The 18687-nt window shown below is 34.8% G+C and carries 20 protein-coding genes and 2 pseudogenes; 5 read left to right on the forward strand and 17 right to left on the reverse strand.

What is annotated here, in order from left to right; genetic code table 11:
- Positions 1-14 precede the first annotated feature (14 nt).
- From DFO73_RS03570 to DFO73_RS29745, 4 genes and pseudogenes are all read right to left on the reverse strand, one after another.
- On the reverse strand, positions 15-329 hold the full coding sequence (locus DFO73_RS03570; RefSeq protein WP_110063378.1) for a hypothetical protein: 315 nt from the start codon (positions 327-329) through the stop codon (positions 15-17).
- 598 nt (positions 330-927) lie between these two features.
- A pseudogene (locus DFO73_RS29145) lies at positions 928-1683 on the reverse strand (tyrosine-protein phosphatase).
- A 289-nt stretch (positions 1684-1972) separates the two neighbouring features.
- Positions 1973-2188, reverse strand: coding sequence for a hypothetical protein (locus DFO73_RS29740; protein ID WP_375137294.1), 216 nt, complete (start codon positions 2186-2188; stop codon positions 1973-1975).
- An 18-nt stretch (positions 2189-2206) separates the two neighbouring features.
- Positions 2207-2308 (reverse strand): VOC family protein, encoded by a 102-nt coding sequence (locus tag DFO73_RS29745; protein ID WP_375137295.1) that lies wholly within the window; start codon positions 2306-2308, stop codon positions 2207-2209.
- Positions 2309-3260: 952 nt separating this feature from the next.
- On the opposite strand from DFO73_RS29745, the gene DFO73_RS03590 reads away from it, so the two are divergent.
- A complete protein-coding gene (locus tag DFO73_RS03590) occupies positions 3261-3806 on the forward strand; it encodes a DUF3231 family protein (RefSeq protein WP_110063381.1) in 546 nt (181 codons plus the stop codon).
- 520 nt (positions 3807-4326) lie between these two features.
- Here DFO73_RS03590 and DFO73_RS03595 read toward each other — a convergent pair.
- The gene (locus DFO73_RS03595; RefSeq protein WP_110063382.1) at positions 4327-4872 is read right to left on the reverse strand and encodes a DUF3995 domain-containing protein; all 546 of its coding nucleotides are present in this window, start codon (positions 4870-4872) and stop codon (positions 4327-4329) included.
- 1100 nt (positions 4873-5972) lie between these two features.
- Between DFO73_RS03595 and DFO73_RS03600 the strand changes: the two genes are divergently transcribed.
- Positions 5973-6890 carry an NAD-dependent epimerase/dehydratase family protein gene (locus DFO73_RS03600; protein WP_258309202.1) on the forward strand — a complete coding sequence of 306 codons (918 nt, stop codon included), beginning with the start codon at positions 5973-5975 and terminating at the stop codon, positions 6888-6890.
- Between the two features lie 469 nt (positions 6891-7359).
- Positions 7360-7917 (forward strand): annotated as a pseudogene (locus DFO73_RS03605) (IS110 family transposase).
- Positions 7918-8061: 144 nt separating this feature from the next.
- Here the strand turns inward: DFO73_RS03605 and DFO73_RS03610 are convergent.
- From DFO73_RS03610 to DFO73_RS03635, 6 genes are all read right to left on the reverse strand, one after another.
- Complete coding sequence (locus DFO73_RS03610; RefSeq protein WP_110063384.1) at positions 8062-8658, reverse strand: class I SAM-dependent methyltransferase; 597 nt, start codon at positions 8656-8658, stop codon at positions 8062-8064.
- Positions 8659-8781: 123 nt separating this feature from the next.
- Positions 8782-9204, reverse strand: a complete 423-nt coding sequence (locus DFO73_RS03615; protein ID WP_110063385.1) for a DUF3916 domain-containing protein — start codon at positions 9202-9204, stop codon at positions 8782-8784.
- Between the two features lie 228 nt (positions 9205-9432).
- The gene (locus DFO73_RS03620; RefSeq protein ID WP_110063386.1) at positions 9433-10332 is read right to left on the reverse strand and encodes a PhzF family phenazine biosynthesis isomerase; all 900 of its coding nucleotides are present in this window, start codon (positions 10330-10332) and stop codon (positions 9433-9435) included.
- A gap of 135 nt (positions 10333-10467) precedes the next feature.
- Entirely contained in the window at positions 10468-11067 is a 600-nt protein-coding gene (locus DFO73_RS03625; protein WP_110063387.1) for a hypothetical protein, read from the reverse strand.
- A gap of 156 nt (positions 11068-11223) precedes the next feature.
- Positions 11224-11685: a VOC family protein gene (locus DFO73_RS03630; RefSeq protein WP_110063388.1), complete on the reverse strand. Its 462-nt coding sequence runs from the start codon at positions 11683-11685 to the stop codon at positions 11224-11226.
- Between the two features lie 439 nt (positions 11686-12124).
- Positions 12125-12952, reverse strand: a complete 828-nt coding sequence (locus tag DFO73_RS03635) for an HAD-IIB family hydrolase (RefSeq protein ID WP_110063389.1) — start codon at positions 12950-12952, stop codon at positions 12125-12127.
- An 84-nt stretch (positions 12953-13036) separates the two neighbouring features.
- Between DFO73_RS03635 and DFO73_RS03640 the strand changes: the two genes are divergently transcribed.
- Positions 13037-14020 carry a LacI family DNA-binding transcriptional regulator gene (locus DFO73_RS03640; protein ID WP_110063390.1) on the forward strand — a complete coding sequence of 328 codons (984 nt, stop codon included), beginning with the start codon at positions 13037-13039 and terminating at the stop codon, positions 14018-14020.
- 48 nt (positions 14021-14068) lie between these two features.
- Here the strand turns inward: DFO73_RS03640 and DFO73_RS03645 are convergent, their stop codons facing one another.
- From DFO73_RS03645 to DFO73_RS03670, 5 genes are all read right to left on the reverse strand, one after another.
- The gene (locus tag DFO73_RS03645) at positions 14069-14542 is read right to left on the reverse strand and encodes an AAA family ATPase (protein ID WP_181395904.1); all 474 of its coding nucleotides are present in this window, start codon (positions 14540-14542) and stop codon (positions 14069-14071) included.
- A gap of 225 nt (positions 14543-14767) precedes the next feature.
- Positions 14768-14989 carry a cyclase gene (locus tag DFO73_RS03650; RefSeq protein ID WP_110063391.1) on the reverse strand — a complete coding sequence of 74 codons (222 nt, stop codon included), beginning with the start codon at positions 14987-14989 and terminating at the stop codon, positions 14768-14770.
- A gap of 170 nt (positions 14990-15159) precedes the next feature.
- A complete protein-coding gene (locus tag DFO73_RS29750) occupies positions 15160-15456 on the reverse strand; it encodes a DUF4181 domain-containing protein (protein WP_110063392.1) in 297 nt (98 codons plus the stop codon).
- Between the two features lie 191 nt (positions 15457-15647).
- Entirely contained in the window at positions 15648-15923 is a 276-nt protein-coding gene (locus tag DFO73_RS03660; protein ID WP_110063393.1) for a hypothetical protein, read from the reverse strand.
- 429 nt (positions 15924-16352) lie between these two features.
- Positions 16353-16769, reverse strand: coding sequence for a carboxymuconolactone decarboxylase family protein (locus DFO73_RS03670; RefSeq protein ID WP_110063394.1), 417 nt, complete (start codon positions 16767-16769; stop codon positions 16353-16355).
- A gap of 123 nt (positions 16770-16892) precedes the next feature.
- Here DFO73_RS03670 and DFO73_RS03675 point away from each other — a divergent pair, with 123 nt between their 5' ends.
- Positions 16893-17342: an Lrp/AsnC family transcriptional regulator gene (locus tag DFO73_RS03675; protein ID WP_110063395.1), complete on the forward strand. Its 450-nt coding sequence runs from the start codon at positions 16893-16895 to the stop codon at positions 17340-17342.
- 745 nt (positions 17343-18087) lie between these two features.
- On the opposite strand, the gene lepB is transcribed toward DFO73_RS03675, so the two are convergent.
- The gene (lepB, locus tag DFO73_RS03685; protein WP_110063397.1) at positions 18088-18633 is read right to left on the reverse strand and encodes a signal peptidase I; all 546 of its coding nucleotides are present in this window, start codon (positions 18631-18633) and stop codon (positions 18088-18090) included.
- Positions 18634-18687: the final 54 nt, after the last annotated feature.

Raw genomic sequence — 18687 nt, forward strand, 5'->3', positions numbered from 1 at the left:
AAAAACCTTTTTAATTACGCTAAAAGTTCATCCAAAGATAAAATTTTATGCAGCAAGAATTTATTTGAATCTAAAACTCCTATAATAATCTGATTATCTTCTGTTAAGGTAATATATCTAAAATATTCGTTATTATGAATGGTTATTTCACTTTCTAGTTTGCTCTCTAACTTCCCAAAGACATCTTCACTGTACTGAAGGTGGAGTATATCATCTAGTTTTTCCTCTGGGTAGTTGAGCCATTTAATAACATAGTCTTTTAGTGACCTTTGTTCAATCATAGATAACCTTTTCTTGAAAATTAATTGTGATACAGTTACTGTTTTCATTGTTTTCACTCCTCAAGAATACAGTCTATACTGAGAAGGTAATGACAACAACACTAATACCGTGACATTCTATTTACATTTTGTTTACTTGGTAACTTTGTAAATCGTTAGACATCCATAAAGTAAAACTACATATCTTGAATAACTGTAATTAAAAGCTTAAATAATAAATTGACCCTTTCATTAAAAAGTATATTAGAAATATCCCTGAGAGCGTTTGTTATTGTTTGTCTTTTTATTAATTGGTCTAAAAATCCTTTATCTTAGTTTTTCCATATTCCCGTAGTTCTTGACTGAGGGAAATTGCTAATATAGATAACTTATGTCATTTATTGTTTTCCAATGATATATTTTAATGACAAAATACTATCCCATTGGTAAAAAAAATAAAAAGCCGCCTGTTCGGCAGCTGATCTTGAACATAAGCACCCTTTACTTTAAGTACATTTCTTCACAAATTTGTCTTTTTTACAGTTAGTTTATTTAGGAATGCTACCCCCATAGTGAAACAAAAAAACAGCTACCTATTGGCAACTGGGTCTATAAAAGATAAGAATCCTATAGTTCACAAAGCATTAGTCAATTTCAAAACGAGTTTCTACTCTAATAACATGTTCTTAAGTTTCAGTATCATGGTTTGATTAATTTCACATGCTTCGCAAAGATAAGTTTCAACTGAACCGTATCTTCGAATAATATTATCATATACTCCATCAAGAACCTCTCGATCAGCCATTAAAATTAGCTTAATTCGCTCTGTTGAGACCTGAAAAAGAGTTATCCATTTCATTACTTTTGTTAATTTTTCCATACGAGATTCATAAAAACGATTCGTCATGAGGTACTCCTGTATAACAGTTTCATAAGGAATACCAACAAGCAATTGAATTAATGCAGATATATACCCCGTTCGGTCTTTCCCAGCTGTACAGTGAACCAGAGCTGGTAGATTACGTTCATAAGATAATGAGGTGATAATTTCCTTTATCTGAGAGGTTCGTTCAAAAGCAAGATGTTGATAGCAGGGAATCAATATTATAAATATTCCTTTCCATGATTCGGAAACTCACAATATTAATTGGAAACAACTCATGAAATTTTTTAGCAAAAGTGGAGCCTGTTTTTTGATGCATTCATTTGGTGTACGGAGATCACATATAACTTTTATGTTAAGCGTTTGTAGTATCGAAATATCTTTATCCGTAACCCTAGACAATTCATCAGAACGGAAGAGGACACCTGATTTCATGAAATTTCCGTCGCTGGTCTTCCAACCTCCTATATCTCTAAAATTAGATAATTTCTCAATTTGTTGGATTACTAATTTCCCATTTTGATTTATTTTTACCTCCATTGATAGTTCTACATTAGACTATCTAATAAGCATAAGACGCTAGACATTATGAAATTGTTAAATATCAATAATTCTTACTAATTTTCACTAATATTGTTAATGAAATATTCTGCAGCGTTAGTGTAAGTAGAAACCTTCACAATCTCTAATATTTTAACATATATATCCAATAGTCTTTAGGGACGATCCTCCACAATATGGCCCTATTCATAATAAAGGACACTTTTCCTATTAAAGAAAAGAGCCCGATTCTTGATTAACAAACATAATCGTATATCCTTTTTTGTACTCATAACGGTTTCCAGTTTAGGTCTTTGACGTCTTCTTTATCTTCAACAGCAAATGCAATATGCCGGATACCTAGGGTATTTGCAAAAGGTTGCTGAATATCTTTTTCATCTGACGGCGTATAAAATTTGATTAGCTCTATCCATGCCTGACCGTCTGGCGTCCGCAATCCTACACATGCTACTTTAACGTCTTTAACCCCAACTACCTGATCCATCCACTCTCCTTCCGATTCCTATTCCCCTTGCACCTCAAGGCCAAAATCGAGAAAAAACTCTTTAGCGGCAGAGAGATCATTTACGATTACACCCACATGATCTATTCTATGGATTTTCATATCTCATACCTCCTATGTTCCTGTTATTTTGCAATATCCTGTATTCTTGATTAGTTTTTTGTAATTCTAATTCGCTAAAAACAGAAAATATCCTTCTTCAACAAACTGGCCCTATTCATGAAGAAAGATGCTTTCCTTATTTCAGTAAAGCGTCTTTTAAATAAAAATATGTCCTCACTCATAAAATCAATTATTTTTTAAACTAACGCGCCCTTTTCTTGAATAAAAACTTATAAAATAATATAGCTATGAATTATTAATGACGATTATCTATAGAATAAATTCCCAACAGCCAGATTCCCGGCGGTCTTTTTCTTTTAGGGGGCAGCACCCGAAATACGCGAATTTTGTACGCTAAGCAAACACTCCACCAAAAAAAAGCCGATTAACAGTACGTTAAAGGAATCGACTTTTTATTTGTTTTATTCCATTAAAGCGCCCAATTCTGGAATAACTAAAATTTGACTTAATTCCAAAGTTTGTATATTTACCAATCGCGAATGGGAAAATAAAATTCATGTGCAAGGCGTGACTCCATCATCCATAAATATAACAGCTGCACCTTGCTCTTTTAAAAAAAAAAAACGGGCTATGCCCCAATCATTAGTAAATAGTATACATAAACTGAACTTAAACAGAAAATTTAGCCTTCAGCCAGCTACTTAAAGGTGCCTAAAAAGGTGCCTTTTCCTATTTTGAGCGCATTTCTTGCTACAGAAATACGCCCGATCGTTGAAGATCTTAATTACTAAATTACTATGTCTTGTTGAACTAAACCACCCTTTGGTTTAGTTTAATAACCACCTTCCATGTTCGAACTGTGCAGTATAACATTTATCCCCTAGTGGTCAGTCATATATATTCTTACCAAAAATTTCTGTATAGTGAATATTTTCCTGCATGCAAATACATAATATCCTTGTACTCTATTTCTAGTTAAAAGGAGTAACCCATGAATATTCAAAAAATGATAAGGAGTGTAGTTATGGGAATATTAAGTGGTAACCCCCAGGATGAACCAATGCATTATGGTGAGGTAATTTCGACTTGGACTCACCTATTGACTAATAATGGCCTAATTGCCGGATATCAATCTTTTTTTAACCATACTGGTGATCAAGACTTAAAGAAACTCATTGAAGAAGCGATACAAGGTTTAAAAAACGAGAACAATCAATTGCAAGAATTGTTAAAAGCAAATGGAATTGGATTACCACCTGCTCCACCAGATCGCCCTAATGCAAATCTAGAAAGTATCCCGGTAGGAGCCAGATTTACTGATCCAGAAATAAGCGCATCAATTTCAAAAGATGTAGCTGCTGGATTAGTGACATGTAGTCAAGTAATGGGTCAAAGTATTCGAGAAGATATTGCCATGATGTATGGCCAATTTCATGTGGCAAAGGCCCAATTTGGCTTAAAAATGTTAAAGCTTAACAAAGAAAAAGGTTGGTTAATCCCTCCTCCTCTTCACTACAATCAATCTAAGGATTGCTAATGTATCAAGCGCCTCTTGTTAGGCGCTTTTTTATTATGAAGCCTATTTTTTTCGTAGTATGTGTCAAATACCACATAAAAGAGGGATATTTTTTCATCTTTTTTGTTCTAATAACCTGCCCGTTGGAATAAGAAAAATCTGCCGCAATGGCAGCTCTGATCTTCAACTTTTGCACCCGATAGTTTAAGTACAAATATTCACATTCCGATCAAATTCACTAAGAATAACATACTTGTTGAATTAAAGGGTGCTTATTTTCAAGATCAGCTGTCACACCCGGTGGCTTTTTTGTTCATCTAAAGAGCAGGTTAGTGGAACAAGAGAAATGAAAATCTACCTTTTTATGTCGCAATTGACACAAACTGTGAGATAAAAGGTGGGATTCTTGAACATAAGCACCTTATAGTTAAGTAGAAATCTTCATAATCTCTTTTACTTGTCAAAGTAATAATCCCGTTAGCGAAATAATAAAAGCGATCCTCCATTACTGAAGTATCGCACCATTAGTTTAAAAAAATCTTCATAGCATCTTAGCTGATTTATCATTATTATAAGATTTCGGCATATGATTCAGTTTTAATTTCCTTTGATAATTCAAAACTGTAAAACAAAGAGAGAGTCCCCAAATCAAGAAAAGAGTATACCAAACGTAGCCCCAAATTACTGAATGTACATTGGTATCATAATAGATGAATGCCTCTGTGGATGTCACTCGGTTAACCCCAAGAAAGAACCTTAAATAAAAATAACCAAGGCCCCAAAATGTTAATCCTGCTGCTGAAACCCATCCGGGAATAACCAGCAAAAGACTTGGAATTTTTTTGCCCCAAGGTCTTACAAATGATAGGCAAAACAGTGCTGCTAAAACAGCCACTAATCCCATACCCCAAAATCCAATTGCAACGGACCAAAAATTATTAGAGGCAGAATTATATTTACCTGGAAATGCAAAATCAATACCTAATCCCCACCATAAATGTGGAGCAGCATAAAGAATTGCACACACTCCTGCTACATAACCCCAGTATGATTTTTTATTCCCAACAGTATTTTTATTATTATTCATTTGAATACCTCCACACTTAAATTTACTTTCTCTTGGAGTATACAAATGATGGTACCAATATATTCTCGATAGGTGGTAAACTAACCTGCCCCATTAGCACAATAAGATCCCTGCCTCAGCCCCGCAAACTCTTGCACCCTTTTGTTTAAGTACATTTCTTCACAAAACTTGAAACTCATTTTCATTTACTACATGAATGCTGCCCCTTTTGTTTAAGAATCAAAAAAAGCATCCTTTATTAAAGGATAAATTCTATTGTTGGTACAGATATTTCAAAATCAATTAGATTATCGTTTTCTGGCTTGACTTCGGGAAGATACATGGCTTTTTGTATATAAATCTAAAAGCGATACAAGAAGATGTTTCAATTTGTTGGGCTTCTCGGTGGAATCAAAATTTTCAACAATGCCGCAATAATATACGGCGGAACAGAAAAAGTCTTCAACGGGTTTATTTTGATTTTTATTCTCCCTAAATTTCTGTCTTCACCTTAAATTCTAGGACTTTAAGTGTTTCCTTCTCCACTAACCTGCTTCGTTTGTTCAATAAGGAGTTCAACAAAAAAGGTGGTTAATCCTTCTTGAATCAACGCACCCTTTAGTTGAATAAGGAGTGCCGGTACCCTATTTCTGACTTGCCTTCATTTAATCATTTACTAAGTCTGGGGAAAAATGAGCCCCTGCATTGCCAGCCTGTGCCAGGCCTGGCTCCGGTAGGCCGAAAGCTGAGAACAAATGATTCCTGCAGAAGCCTCACTAGCCTGCCCTTAATCTTTACGATCAATATTCAAGACTTTTGCACCGAATTTCGCTCAGCTGGTAAACAGTTGCTTTCCCAAGTATGCCTGCCACGAACCACTACCTTATTTATAATAAGTTCCCTTCCGTTCCGAACTTCAGTATCTAACTGCGACCCATTTTTTATAAATAATTACAGGTGGGTTTATAAAAAATGGCTATTATCCACTATTTACTAATAATTAATCCACATTAAACACACTGCATTCAGGAAATTCTAACATGGAATATTAGAGAATATGATATGTTTCTAGCCTCATGTGGAAACTAATATGGAAATCACAACTAAAGGAGTGTGGTAAATTGAGGAGAGTAATAATAACAGGAGCAGCCGGAAAAATTGGCAGGTGGACAGTACGGGCTTTTATGGAAGCAGGATATGAAGTAATCGCTACCGACAGGAAATTAAGGGAAGAATCTGCCTCTCCGAAATTCCTCCAGGTTGAATTAAAGGATTTTGGCCAAGTGTCCCAACTTTTAAAAGGGGCTTACGCAGTCGTACACCTTGGGAATATTCCCACCGATGTCAGGAATACATCTCAAGCATTATTCGAAAACAATATGCTTGTTAACTTTAATATCCTTGAGGCATGTAAGGACCATCAGATTCAAAAACTTGTTTGGGCATCAAGCGAAACGGTATTAGGTTATCCTTTTTTACCAGAAGAGATTAGCTACCTTCCTGTGGATGAAAAGCATCCAACACGGGTTAAGTCATCCTATGCAATGGTAAAACGGTTGACTGAAAACCTTTCACAGATGTTTTATGATCTTTCTGGTAATAAAACTCAAATCGTTGCTCTTCGATTTGCAAATATTTACGAGCCGGATGAATATGAAAAATTGCCAATCATGCACTGGAATGATGAAAAGCAGTGGGATCTTCAAAAGAAGAATGCCTGGGCATATTGTGATGTTAGGGATGCCGCTCAAGCGTGCCTGCTTGCTATCCACAAAGATAATTTAGGAAACGATATTTTCCACATTACTGCTGCGGATACAATCATGCCAAAACCAAGCCAATATCTCGTGGAAAAATATTTCCCGAACGTAAAACTGAACAAGGATATAGAAGAAAATGAAACACTCATGTCCCATGATAAAGCCAAGAGTATCCTTGGCTACGAACCAAAATATACATGGCGCAATGTACTGAACAGTGATGGAACTACCAAAGCCCTCCCTGAAGATCAACTGGCATTGTCAAAAACAAGTATCTAAACTATAAGTTGCCGGGGCTCTTCCCGGCTGCCCCCCTTCCATTACGAACTTTTAATAAAGTCTCTCCAATAAATCCAGGAACTTAATTTTCGTTTTTATTGAACCTCCCTGATATAAGCTATTTGGTATCTTATTCAACTAACCCATTTGTTTAAAAAGGAATTCAACAAAAAGAGCCGTTAATCCTTATCAGAATCAACGCACCCGTTAGCCATCCATGAAGCACAAAAATCAGTGTTTCACCACAGAGAATGAAAATGGTTTCGAACCGTCAATACTGATTCTGCGGCTGGGAAAGGAAGGTCGCTGAACTATGGTGTGTTAGAGCCCATCCGTTAGTCTGACTCCACCGACCACGGTGCACCACTGACTGTTGCTCCATTACGGGAAGCACACATGGTAGATTAATCCTATTCTGGTTGTTGCACCAGCCTCTACTTTAATGATTGCCGTAGAAAGGATGTTTTCAATGGATGTAGTCATTGAAAGAGCTTGTGGTATGGATGTCCATAAGGACAACATTACAGCCTGTATTATCACACCTGAAGGAAAGGAGGTTCAAACTTTTTCTACTAAAACTGTATTTTTATAGAAGTTGATTGACTGGGTTAAGCAACATAACTGTACACATGTAGCCATGGAAAGCACGAGCGTTTATTGGAAACCCATCGTGAATTTACTGGAAGCACAGAATGAAAGTGCAGGAAAAAGGAAATCGGCTAAAACTAAAAAAGGAAACAAGTATTTAAGGTCAGCTTTGACTGAGGCAGCTCATTCGGTAAGGGGATCCAAAAACTATCTCGGAGCACTGTATAGGCTTACAGCCTTACGAAAAGGCAAGAAACGCGCTGGTATTGTCGTCGCTCACGCTATGTTACGTATCTCTTATTATCTCTTAACTCGTAAAGAAATGTATGTAGACTTGGGCGAAGACTACTTTGATAAACAGAGACAACAATCGATTGTCAGGCATTCTCTTAGACGACTCGAAAGCTTAGGATACACAGTAACGTTGGAAGAGCCTTAAAGCATCCTAATCCAGTTCATCTAATTACCATAGATCCTAATGTGGCGCTCTCCCCTATAAAAAAACAAATGAGCTGCGTCTTCTTCAGTATTGCCTTTTGAAGTTAATTTTCCTGGTAGTTGAAAAAGTAATTATTCTTCATAATCACTTTATACTACTGGATATAAACATTGAGGCTTCTTGATTCATAAAAATACGATTTCCATGATAGAATGTCTTAATTTCAATTGATTTAAATCCAACTTCGGATAATCTTTTTTTCAGTTCTTCATGCGAAAAGCCGTTATGAACTTTAGGATGATTTATTTTATCGTTTTTGTCAAAATCAATAACAATTAGCTTGCCACCATTATTTAAAATGTTAAACAACTCTTGTAAAATCTTTTTAGTATCTGGAATATGAAGAAGGACTAATGACATTAAAATTATGTCTGCCTTAAGTTCAGGTGTTTCTTGAGTAAAATCTGAATAAAGCACTTTTGAGTTAGTAATTCCTTTATGAGAAATTTTAGCTTTCGCAACCTCCAACATTTGTTTTGATGAATCTACCAATAAAATAGAATCTACTAAATCTGACAATTCTAAACTAATTAGACCGGTACCACTCCCATAATCCAACAAAGATTTTGATTTACTATTTCGTAATTCTGGTCTTACTTGCTTAACTATAACGTTAGCTAATTCTATTCTTTCTTCCGTATCATATCTTTTTGCCATCTGCTCAAAAACGTTATTTTCCATATTACACTCCTATTTATTAATAAATAAGGTACTTAGTGGGGATTATAGCAAAATTCAAAATCTTGAGGATGGTTCTCATTTGTTTTTCCACTAACCTGCCCTGTTTATGCAAAAGGCAAATTTTCAGTTTAACTCACCTATGAACCATTTTTCTCCTTCATAGCAATAATCTTCATCGGAGATTATTGCCTTACACCCTTTCACTTCTAAAACAGGAGGTAAAATAAGTTTCCACTCTTTAATAAGATTTCTTTGCTTGTTCAAAGGTTGCCACTTTTGTTCTTTGCTATCCCTTTCAAAATATCCATCAAACCAACTTCTATCGGGTAAGACTGCGATCTGGGAATCAAATAAGTTAGGTAGACTAATTACCGTGTAAATTCTATATTCATCCTGTAACGGTGACTTTAAATTTTTCAAATGGCTAACCCTATTTATCAATGTTTGAATTATATCTCGTCTTAATTTATTCGGAGCTTTAATAGAATCGATATATGCCTGAGAAAATGGCAAATGTAAATGCCAATACCCTAATCCAACACTCACTAGGTACTGGCAATTGCTCTTTCAAATAGGGAGTTGATTAAAGTCTTTTTCCTTCTTCTAAGACCTCTAAGTTTTTTTAGATTCATTATCATATTTCCACCGATTCAAATAGTGCACCACCTTTTTTATATAGCCTTATTCAAGTTAAAGAAGAAACAGGAGCCGCCGATCCTCACATGATCTTCAACTCTAGCACCCTTTTCTTTAAGTGCATTACTTCACAAACCTTTAATTTTCTAACATAATATCGAAATCTTTCACAAAAACTGCATTTCCAGTGATTTCAACACCATAAGATTCGCCATTCTTAGAGATCTTTACTCCAACCCGACCGTCTTTTTCGATTTCATGCCCTTGCTCAACTACAAGGTTTAATGAGTCTTTAAAATTAGTATTTATGTATGTAGCAAAATAAGCGCCCATAACTCCTGAAGCAGTACCCGTTACTGCGTCCTCTATAGTACCTGAATACGGAGAAGAGAAGTGTCGAGCATGCATGTCAGCATCTAAGTCATAAGTTTCTGTGCAAAATGGATGAACAGATGATTTAGGCATTTCCTTTAATATCGAAGGGAAAACTTTATTATTTGGTTTCATTTTATTAAAAGATTCTAAGTTTTTTATTGGGATTAATAATGTCCAAGTACCTGTGCTTCCATATAGAAGTGGTAAATTATCATTGATGTCGTTTTCTTCTAATCCAATCGAATTAGCTAAATCTTTTTTTGAACCTTTGAACTCTTCAAATTTTGGTAATCCCTGGTTCATCGTTATAAATACTTCATTTTTAGTTGTTGAATTTATAGTTATAGGTAGAATCCCTGCCCTTGTTTCAATTGTTAAATCTGTTTTTTCACCTAATACCCCTTTTGTTTTTAATGCATAAATAGTTGCCATTGTGGCATGACCACACAAATTCATTTCGTGACCTGGTGTAAAAAAACGTATTCTTAGGTCTGCCACTTCAGATTTAACTGGAAAAGCAGTTTCGTTAAATCCTACTTTGAAAGCAATTTCTTGCATTTGTGTATCTGTTAATTCATCTCCGACCAATACTACTCCCGCAGGATTTCCCTTATTAGGTTCTTTACTAAACGCATCATAATGATAAACCTTTATGGACTTCACAACACATTCCCCCAATGGTGATATTGAAAGCTCTTTATAATTTTACCATTTTCTACTTCTTCCTTGTTCCACAAAACCCCACCGTTAGCAGAACAAGAATAAGCAGCCGTTGATTGACAGTCCCTTATGGAAAATTCAAGTCAAAATTCTTACACCATTAGGATCCTCTAGCTGTTTGAGTGAGAAGTCCTTTATAATAATTTCCCTGATTGTAACTGTATCACCAATTACCTGTTTAATTGTTTTAACAGGCTTTCCGAATAAAAGATCAAGGTCATTTTCTAACCCTTGTATCTTTGTTTCTAATCTTAATTCTTGTATTTTTATGTCATCAGTAATCGAATCTACTATGTCTTTGTTTGTTTGAAGTTCTATTCTAAAATCATAAGGTGTTGTAATAAAAGTTCTTCGTTCACCTTTATCAACTTTCCAATTCAATTTATCTGCATTTTCACATATAGTATCTGTTTCATGATCTGATACCAAAAAGCCAATATGGTCGAATATAACCCTTTTTCCGTATCCAAAAGTAATATTTACGGTTCCTTTCCTTGCCTCGATAATACGAAAAAGAATATTTTTCTCTCGGAAATCATCCCACTTTAAGGGAGGATCAAAATTTAGAAAATCTCCTTGGGATTTTCCGATACGTTGTGATATCCGGAAGCCATTTTTCACATAAAATTTTTCTGTTTCTTCTACATATGGGGTCCAAAAATGATAATGAAAAAGCACAAAAGTCACCTCTTTATTGAGCTCATTACCTTAGATATTCAATACAAAAAGTAATTTTACCTTATTCCACTCCACAATCTGGCCCTATTCATTAAGAAGAGCGCATTTTTCACTCCAGAAATTCGTCCGTTTGTGGAAGAAGTAAAGATGATATTTTTATTTCTTCTTGAGGAGTTCTTCCCACCCTTCTAAAGATAATTTTTCATTATTTTCTTTTAAATGTTCAGGTACTTCAACGTAACACATCAACTCTAAACTATTTCCATCAAGATCTTTAAAATACACAGATGCATTTCCTTGATAGGGTCTAACAAAAGGTTCTACTGAAGTTCTACTTCCAAAAGGAACAGCTGAAATACCTTTATTTTTTAACCATTCTAAGGAATTTTTCATATCCTCATAAGATATAGTAAAGGCTAGATGCCTTAAAGATGGGTGGTAAGGCGTTTTATACTCTTTCCCTTCCCATAATCCTACCCAGCTTTCTCCTTCAACTATCCAGAAAAAAGCGGTTTTCGAACTACGCCAAGCTAGCTTTAATTCTAAATTACGATAAAATTTAATCGATTTGTCCAAATTTTCGACTGGCAAATGAGCTTCATAAATCCCTTTAATCATTTAACTAACCTCCTTATATTTATTTTTGCATTCCTACAAAATAATTACCTCCAGGAAAAGTTTGAACCCCCCTACAACTTTAGATGTAGAATTATAAGGAGCCTAAATTCCCTATTCAACAAACCTGCCCAATTTGTTGCATAAGAGCAAAAGCCGTCTGGTTCTGTAATCTATCTCCCTGGAATGCTGGATGCTATGCATCATATCCTGTACTTTAATAAAATCAAGGCCAATTTAACTTATCCTAATCCCCTAATAAATAGTGGTAGAATTTCTTTTGAATTAAAAAGAAGGGTCATGGTCCTCCTCACTCATGGGCCTTCTCCTTTAAGCTGAATATAAGAGTATCACTCTGCAATAATAGTTTCTAACTACAGATTTAGGCTAAATAACAGCCTGTGATGGATCTACCTCCATTAATGAGCATTGTTCAACAAATTTAAAAGAAAATCCTACAAACGTTTTGGATACCTTTGGCATAAGGATCTGCCGTTATCGTGTCATGCAGTTGTTTTGCTTCTTCTGTAGCATTCTGCAATAAATATCCATGCTTTACAGCTTTAAGCATCTCTATATCATTCCCACTATCCCCAAACGCAAATGTATTCTCAACAGAGATGCTAAACTGTTTTATGACGAAGTACACTACTGCACGTTTGCCTGTATTTTGTGGAATAAAATCTACATCAAATGCATTTACCGGATCTCCAGCTAGTGGGTTACAACGGTTAATATTGAAGTTTATTCCGCTATTGCGTGCTAATTGTTTTATGATATCTAGATCATACTTAACCCTCGCACTATCTTCTATAAAATAATAATAATTCATTTTAAACGATTGTTGACCAAATTGTGTTTGTTTTTGTAACTGTATCCCATATAACTGTCTTAAATCATTAATAAAATCTTCAACCACTCTATGGCTAAATCCTGACCTTTTTATTCTTTTCCTCCACTCTTGATTTTGGTGAAATTCTCCTTTTGGATTAATCTCCCATAACTCCGTTCCTAGGTTTGATGCAATAAAATGTGGAAGGTAGTTCATCCGAGCTGCTCTCATTTTTTTATGGATATCAGCCAAACTACTGCCTGTTACCCAACCAATTCTGATATTTTTCTTATGAACAATCCTATCAAGATATTCCTCAAGCTCATATAAATCTTTTAACTGCCAACCTTGTAGCTCATGCGGATAGTATGTTTCATCAAAATCAAATATCATTAAGTAGTCAGGATTTCCGTTAGAATGGTACACTTTAAATGTCACGTTTAATACCTCCCTGTTCTATGTTATTTTTAGGTTACAGGCAGGGAACGTTCCCAGGTCAAATCTTTTTTAGAGGTAAAATAAATGGCTACTATTCTAGATATAGCTCGACTTAGTGGCGTTTCTAAGTCCACGGTATCACGCGTTATCAATAATCATCCTCATGTTTCAGAAGACAGCCGAACAAGAGTAATGGAAGCAATAGAAAAGTTGTCTTTTGTTCGAAATGCACGAGGTGTACACCTTAGAACACAGTCAACAAAGACTATTGGTGTGACTATCCCGGTCCTTGATCACCCCTATTTTAGCCCGCTTGTTGGCATGATTGCAGCAAAATGCAGAAAAGTTGGATATAAAATAGTGATTTTCCAAACGTTTTATTCTATTGATGAGGAATATGAAATTTATGAGAAGTTAACTGAAAATGAGCTGGACGCGGTAATTATCACCCATACTTTATTAGGTGAGAAGAAGATTAAACAGAGAGTTAGAGATAAGATAGTGCTTATTTGCAACGAACCACTTCAAACAAGACATTTAGATGTCTTTTCACTTGATGAAAGAGATGCAGTTTATTCGTCTACCCAATACCTGCTGAAGGAAGGACGCAACCACCTATTATTTTGTGCGGATGAAGAAAGAACGCCACTTCAGCGACAAAGATGGGAAGGGTTTAAACAAGCTCATCTTGATTTAAATAAATCCTGTACTGTTCAGCAAAAGATAAGTGGTTACTCTACGATTGAAGAAGGTATACTACTGGGAGATGAAATTTTTTCAGGTCATTGCAATCATGATGGAATTCTTGCAGGCAGTGACTTTTTAGCAGCAGGATTACTTTCGTCAGCTAAAAAACATGGTGTTTCTGTTCCAAAAGAACTTTCCATTATTGGTTTTGACAACCACCCAATTTGCCTGACAACTTTCCCTGCACTTTCTAGCATTCAAAATCAGACTGAATTGATGGTCAAGGATTTGATTACCTGTTTACTAGACAGACTTGGCGGTAAAGAATTTCCCACTGCAAGAAAAGTTTATAAAGGGGATCTGGTGATAAGGGGGACATAAGAAAGGAATTGGATATTCCCTTTTTCCGAATCTTAACTATTTTTCATATTAATCTATGTATTCAGGATTAAATCGTCTCCTTAAAATCTTTGATCTGCTTTCTTTTTCAAAAACTCTGTTCCATCTAAACATATCCTTAAACATTTTAAAAAAAGGTGTATAGTTAGCTGATTCTACGCCTATTAGTTGTCGCACGTACCTATTAATGATCCTAAATACTCGTAAAAAATACGGAGTATCCAAAAATATAATTAAGTCAGCATTTTTAAAACTTTTGCCTACCCTGTAATGATTATGAGCACCTTCGACAATCCACCTTTTCATACTAACTATTTGCTCTAAATATTTATCCCTATATTCATCAGCTCTTCTTATGTCTCCTGATTTATGCCTTTCCCATACCACATTATCCAGTTCATAATACTGTATGTTATATTTCTTCGATAATTTTCTGGCTAATGTAGTTTTGCCACTGCCTACTGAACCAATTATATGTATTTTATCGGGTAAATCCTTTTTCAATTATTTCACAACCAATATAAAAACACATAATTCCCTTTTTATTTTCAATTACATATTCTGTATGTTCTTGGGAAACCCTTCTTTAATAAACCTGCCCCGTTTGTTACAAAAGTAAGTTCTACAAATAAATCCGCACCTATCAGTTTAACAAAAAAAGCCACCTATTTGGCAGCTTGATCTTTTTCATATTAAGATGGATTTCTCATATAGAGGATATAATTACAGCTACTTATCAACTGATTTCCGTTTATGTTTCTCATTAATTATTTTTTTGTTGAGTATCCTAACTTCCCCGACCATTAGCAGCCTCATATCCTCTACGATATACTTCACTAACTCATCATCAGTAATGTCATCACCATCAATATCAAGACGAAAATCCTGTCCTTGTATTCCACCGCCATTAGTAAAATCGATTTCAAAGTCGAACATAACTCTTTTATCCATTTTAAATCCACCCCATATTAGTTTCGATTCGATATTATTTATATTCTTGTTGAATGAAACCATAACCTTCTTGAGCTAAACTGCCCCGTTTGTTTAATAAGGAATTCAACAAAAAAGGACATTAAACCTTCCTGGATCAACGCACCCCTTAGTTGAAGAACCAATTGTTATCAATGTTCCATTACAAAGATGTTTAAAAATGCAATTAGAATTATCAGGGTACCTAACCATTCGTGATAGTATGCTTTTGCTCTCTTATTATTTACATACTCTTCAATGCCATTGAAAACACCCATTAGAAAAAACATCCCTAACACTGGGCTTATTCTTTCAATAGAAGTAATATTTGAGTCATCATGAAGGTACAATGTACTTACAATAAATAAGAAAAGAATGTTAGTATCGATAACAATAAAGACTTGCTTTCTATTTTTGGAGAATAACCATAATCTATTTTTGCTTTTGATATTTAATCATTTTTCCAAATAAAGCTTACTAAGTAAGAAGTGAATAGCAAGCATTATAACTAAAGTAACTATTGTTCCAATCTTCATCTAACCTTCCCTTACCTAATTCAACAATCCTGCCCCTTTAGTGTCATATGAAAAGCAGCCTATTTTGGCCCCCACATACCACCTGTTGAATGCCCCGCAAATCCCTATTTAGGAATATTCAATGCTTTTCTTAATGTTTCCAGATCCAAAATCGTTTCTTCCATACTTAGTTCTTCTAGCTTTTGAATTTTTGATGAATTGCCAGCTTCTTTTAAGTTAACTAGGTAAACTTTAAATAAATTAACGAACATATTTGCAAAATAATTACCTCGTTCATTGAACTCACTGTACAAATGAGTAATGCATAGAGGGTCTCCATTCCCACAAACAAAGTCTTCAAATATTCCTCTTTCAGTATTTACGAGTTCTTTACTCCACATATTGACCTCCATTAAGGGATATATGAATTATTTCGTGAAATAAAATAAGATACCCTTCTTATATCCAATTGTTATTCAACTTACTTTAGTTGAAAAAAAGGCGCCTGATTCGGCAGCTGATCTTGACATAAGCGCCATATCGGTTAAGTACAATACTTCACAATCTCGGAAAAAACCTATATTTTTCTTGTTATCTGATTTGTAACTCTTTTTTAAAGGTTAAAGTTAGTTCCACCTAAACTAAAACAACCAGTTATCAAAACTGGTTGTTTTTTTAAAAATGAAATTTACTTGAATTACATAGAATAAAGCTAGAAGCAAGTTAACAATTAAATATCAAGTTTATGAGTACCGATCCATTTCACCATTGCAGGATCTCTATGTGAAAAGAATAACCTATCTTTCGTATCTAACGTAGCAATTCTATCGTTAGTCCTTGACTGGTTCTAATTTCATCATTGCTCCAAAGTATTGTGATGCCGTTGTAAAAGATATAAAAGCGCAAAGTTCACTAATCTCTTCCGCCGTTAAACGCTCCTGCAAAACTTTAAAAGCCGAGTCTGGAATATCATCTTTTTGCTTTAAATAAACTTCTGCAAACGCAACCGAAATAGAAGTCTCTTCATCAAATTTATCAGGGTCAGGTTTACCCTTGGCTTTACAATACTCGCATCCATTACCTTGGGCTAAAGTTCTCCTTACCTGCTCTTTTAATTCAGAAGATAGTAGCCCTCCTTTTTCTAATACACTTCCCAAATGAGACCATGCTTTCATTATTTCTACGTTATGTCCTAATAGTCGTTGAAATGGCGTGTCACCGTAACCTGATTCCTTAATTCTTGTCATTTCTAACCCCCCTTTGTTATATTTAATAATAAAATAAAAAATAGTTAAAGCACATTAAATCCATAATGAATAATTTGATTAAATCATTAAATAATGAACAAAAAAAGGGGAAATCCTTTAAAAATGAAAATCGATGATATTGATAGAATGATATTAGATGAATTGCATAATAATAGCCGCCTATCTATGAGTGAGCTTGGAAGGAGAATTAATTTATCTTCTCCTTCTGTAACAGAACGGGTTAGGCAAATGGAATCATTCGGTATTATTAAAAAATATACATTAGAAATTGATTATGAGAAATTAGGTCAGCCTATCCAATGTATAATAGAGGCAACCGTAAAAAACGGGGACTATAAGAATTTTAAAAACTTCATTCAAAAACTCCCAAATGTAGAATTTTGTTATCGTATAGCAGGTAATGCGTGTTATATGCTTAAAATGAACTTTGATACCTTTACAAAAGCGGAACAATTCATAGAAGAGGTAAACCCATATGCACAAACGGTAACACATTTTATTTTCTCACAAGTGCCAACAATTCCACGAACTAACGAAAGATTCCCCTTATAGTATGTGAGAAAATTTACTAAACTGCCCCGTTTGTTCAATAAGGAAGTTGAACAAGAAACCATTCCAAAACTTATAGTTATGACACTGCACAGTATCAACGTTTCTATAAGTAAAGGGTATCTTTTAGCTGTAAGTAACAGGTTGGGTATCTTTTTAATTTGAGACTGAAGGATGGAGATTTTTATACAAATGTTATGACCAATAAAGTGTATAGATTAAATGAAGACCGTGATGGTAGCTGGGATTTGAGTATGCGTAATGAAGAATGCAATCATCAAACGGCAAAGACATCGGGGCGTGATATGTTTAAATCCTTAAAAGGTTTTTATAAAAAAGAAAACAGCTGAAATAATTGGCTGTTATTTTCAAGTTGAGGTCTTTAAAAAATTTATCACCAACAAAAAGCCGCCTTTACCCGTCAAGCAGCTTCTGTGTCTCGAATATCGAATAGTACGTATTGAATAGGAACCTCTTTAATATTTTGTAAAAATGAAAGCATTATACACCGAAGTACAAAATAAGGGGGTTTTAGTCCGTCTCTTTCACTATTGCACCCGTTTGTTTAAGTACATTTTTTCACAAACTTTGCTCTGTTACTGGAATCCTGTCCTAATTTGCAATAGGATCGGGTATCACAAAAATAAGAGCCAATTAGTATATACAGGATGAAAAAAGGTGCACTAACCTTCTTGAATAGGTGCACCCTTAAAAGTAACAAAGCTATTTACTTTATGAATAGATAAAATCATTTTTTTATAATTTTTATTTCATTTATCGGATAATAAACAATTTTTGTTGTTCCAATTACCTCCTCTAACGGAATAGCTCCTATATCACGGCTATCCTTACTATGCCTTCTGTTATCGCCCAAAACGAAAAGATGACCTTTAGGAACGGTATCACTACCTACTGCTGTTTCCTTTAATGTAAAGGAATCTGTTAGGGAACCTTGACTGATTCTTTCCTTATAAATTTTTAAATAAGGTTCATCATATGCTTTGCCATTTACATACAAAACATCATTTTTATACTCTACCCTGTCGCCTGGAAGTCCAATTACACGTTTGATGTAATCCTCGCCGTCTGGGGCGTGAAACACAACAATATCAAATCTTTTCGGTTCCCCGATTTTGGTTACAACCATACGGTCCTTGTTCTGGAGAGTGGGGTTCATTGATTCACCGTCAACAACAATGGGGGTAAAGAAAAAAGAGCGAATAATAAACACTAAAACAACTGCAACCATAATGGATTTAACCCATTCAAACGTTTCACTTTTCTTCTTAGTCATTACTTGTCCTCCCTTAATATTCGTCCAAGTTTATATCCTTATTTTACCACAAGT

The organism is Cytobacillus oceanisediminis, assembly GCF_003182355.1.
Taxonomy (GTDB): Bacteria; Bacillota; Bacilli; order Bacillales; family Cytobacillaceae; genus Cytobacillus; species Cytobacillus oceanisediminis_A.

Excerpts from the sequence above, each read along its gene's own strand:
- DFO73_RS03675 (WP_110063395.1), top strand. The coding sequence starts at position 16,893 with ATGAAAATCGATGATATTGATAGAATGATATTAGATGAATTGCATAAT.
- lepB (WP_110063397.1), bottom strand. The coding sequence starts at position 18,633 with ATGACTAAGAAGAAAAGTGAAACGTTTGAATGGGTTAAATCCATTATG.
- DFO73_RS03650 (WP_110063391.1), bottom strand. The coding sequence starts at position 14,989 with ATGGATAAAAGAGTTATGTTCGACTTTGAAATCGATTTTACTAATGGC.
- DFO73_RS03610 (WP_110063384.1), bottom strand. The coding sequence starts at position 8,658 with ATGGAAAATAACGTTTTTGAGCAGATGGCAAAAAGATATGATACGGAA.
- DFO73_RS03670 (WP_110063394.1), bottom strand. The coding sequence starts at position 16,769 with ATGACAAGAATTAAGGAATCAGGTTACGGTGACACGCCATTTCAACGA.
- DFO73_RS03595 (WP_110063382.1), bottom strand. The coding sequence starts at position 4,872 with ATGAATAATAATAAAAATACTGTTGGGAATAAAAAATCATACTGGGGT.
- DFO73_RS03590 (WP_110063381.1), top strand. The coding sequence starts at position 3,261 with ATGAATATTCAAAAAATGATAAGGAGTGTAGTTATGGGAATATTAAGT.
- DFO73_RS03570 (WP_110063378.1), bottom strand. The coding sequence starts at position 329 with ATGAAAACAGTAACTGTATCACAATTAATTTTCAAGAAAAGGTTATCT.
- DFO73_RS03630 (WP_110063388.1), bottom strand. The coding sequence starts at position 11,685 with ATGATTAAAGGGATTTATGAAGCTCATTTGCCAGTCGAAAATTTGGAC.
- DFO73_RS03660 (WP_110063393.1), bottom strand. The coding sequence starts at position 15,923 with ATGTGGAGTAAAGAACTCGTAAATACTGAAAGAGGAATATTTGAAGAC.
- DFO73_RS03640 (WP_110063390.1), top strand. The coding sequence starts at position 13,037 with ATGGCTACTATTCTAGATATAGCTCGACTTAGTGGCGTTTCTAAGTCC.
- DFO73_RS29745 (WP_375137295.1), bottom strand. The coding sequence starts at position 2,308 with ATGAAAATCCATAGAATAGATCATGTGGGTGTAATCGTAAATGATCTC.
- DFO73_RS29740 (WP_375137294.1), bottom strand. The coding sequence starts at position 2,188 with ATGGATCAGGTAGTTGGGGTTAAAGACGTTAAAGTAGCATGTGTAGGA.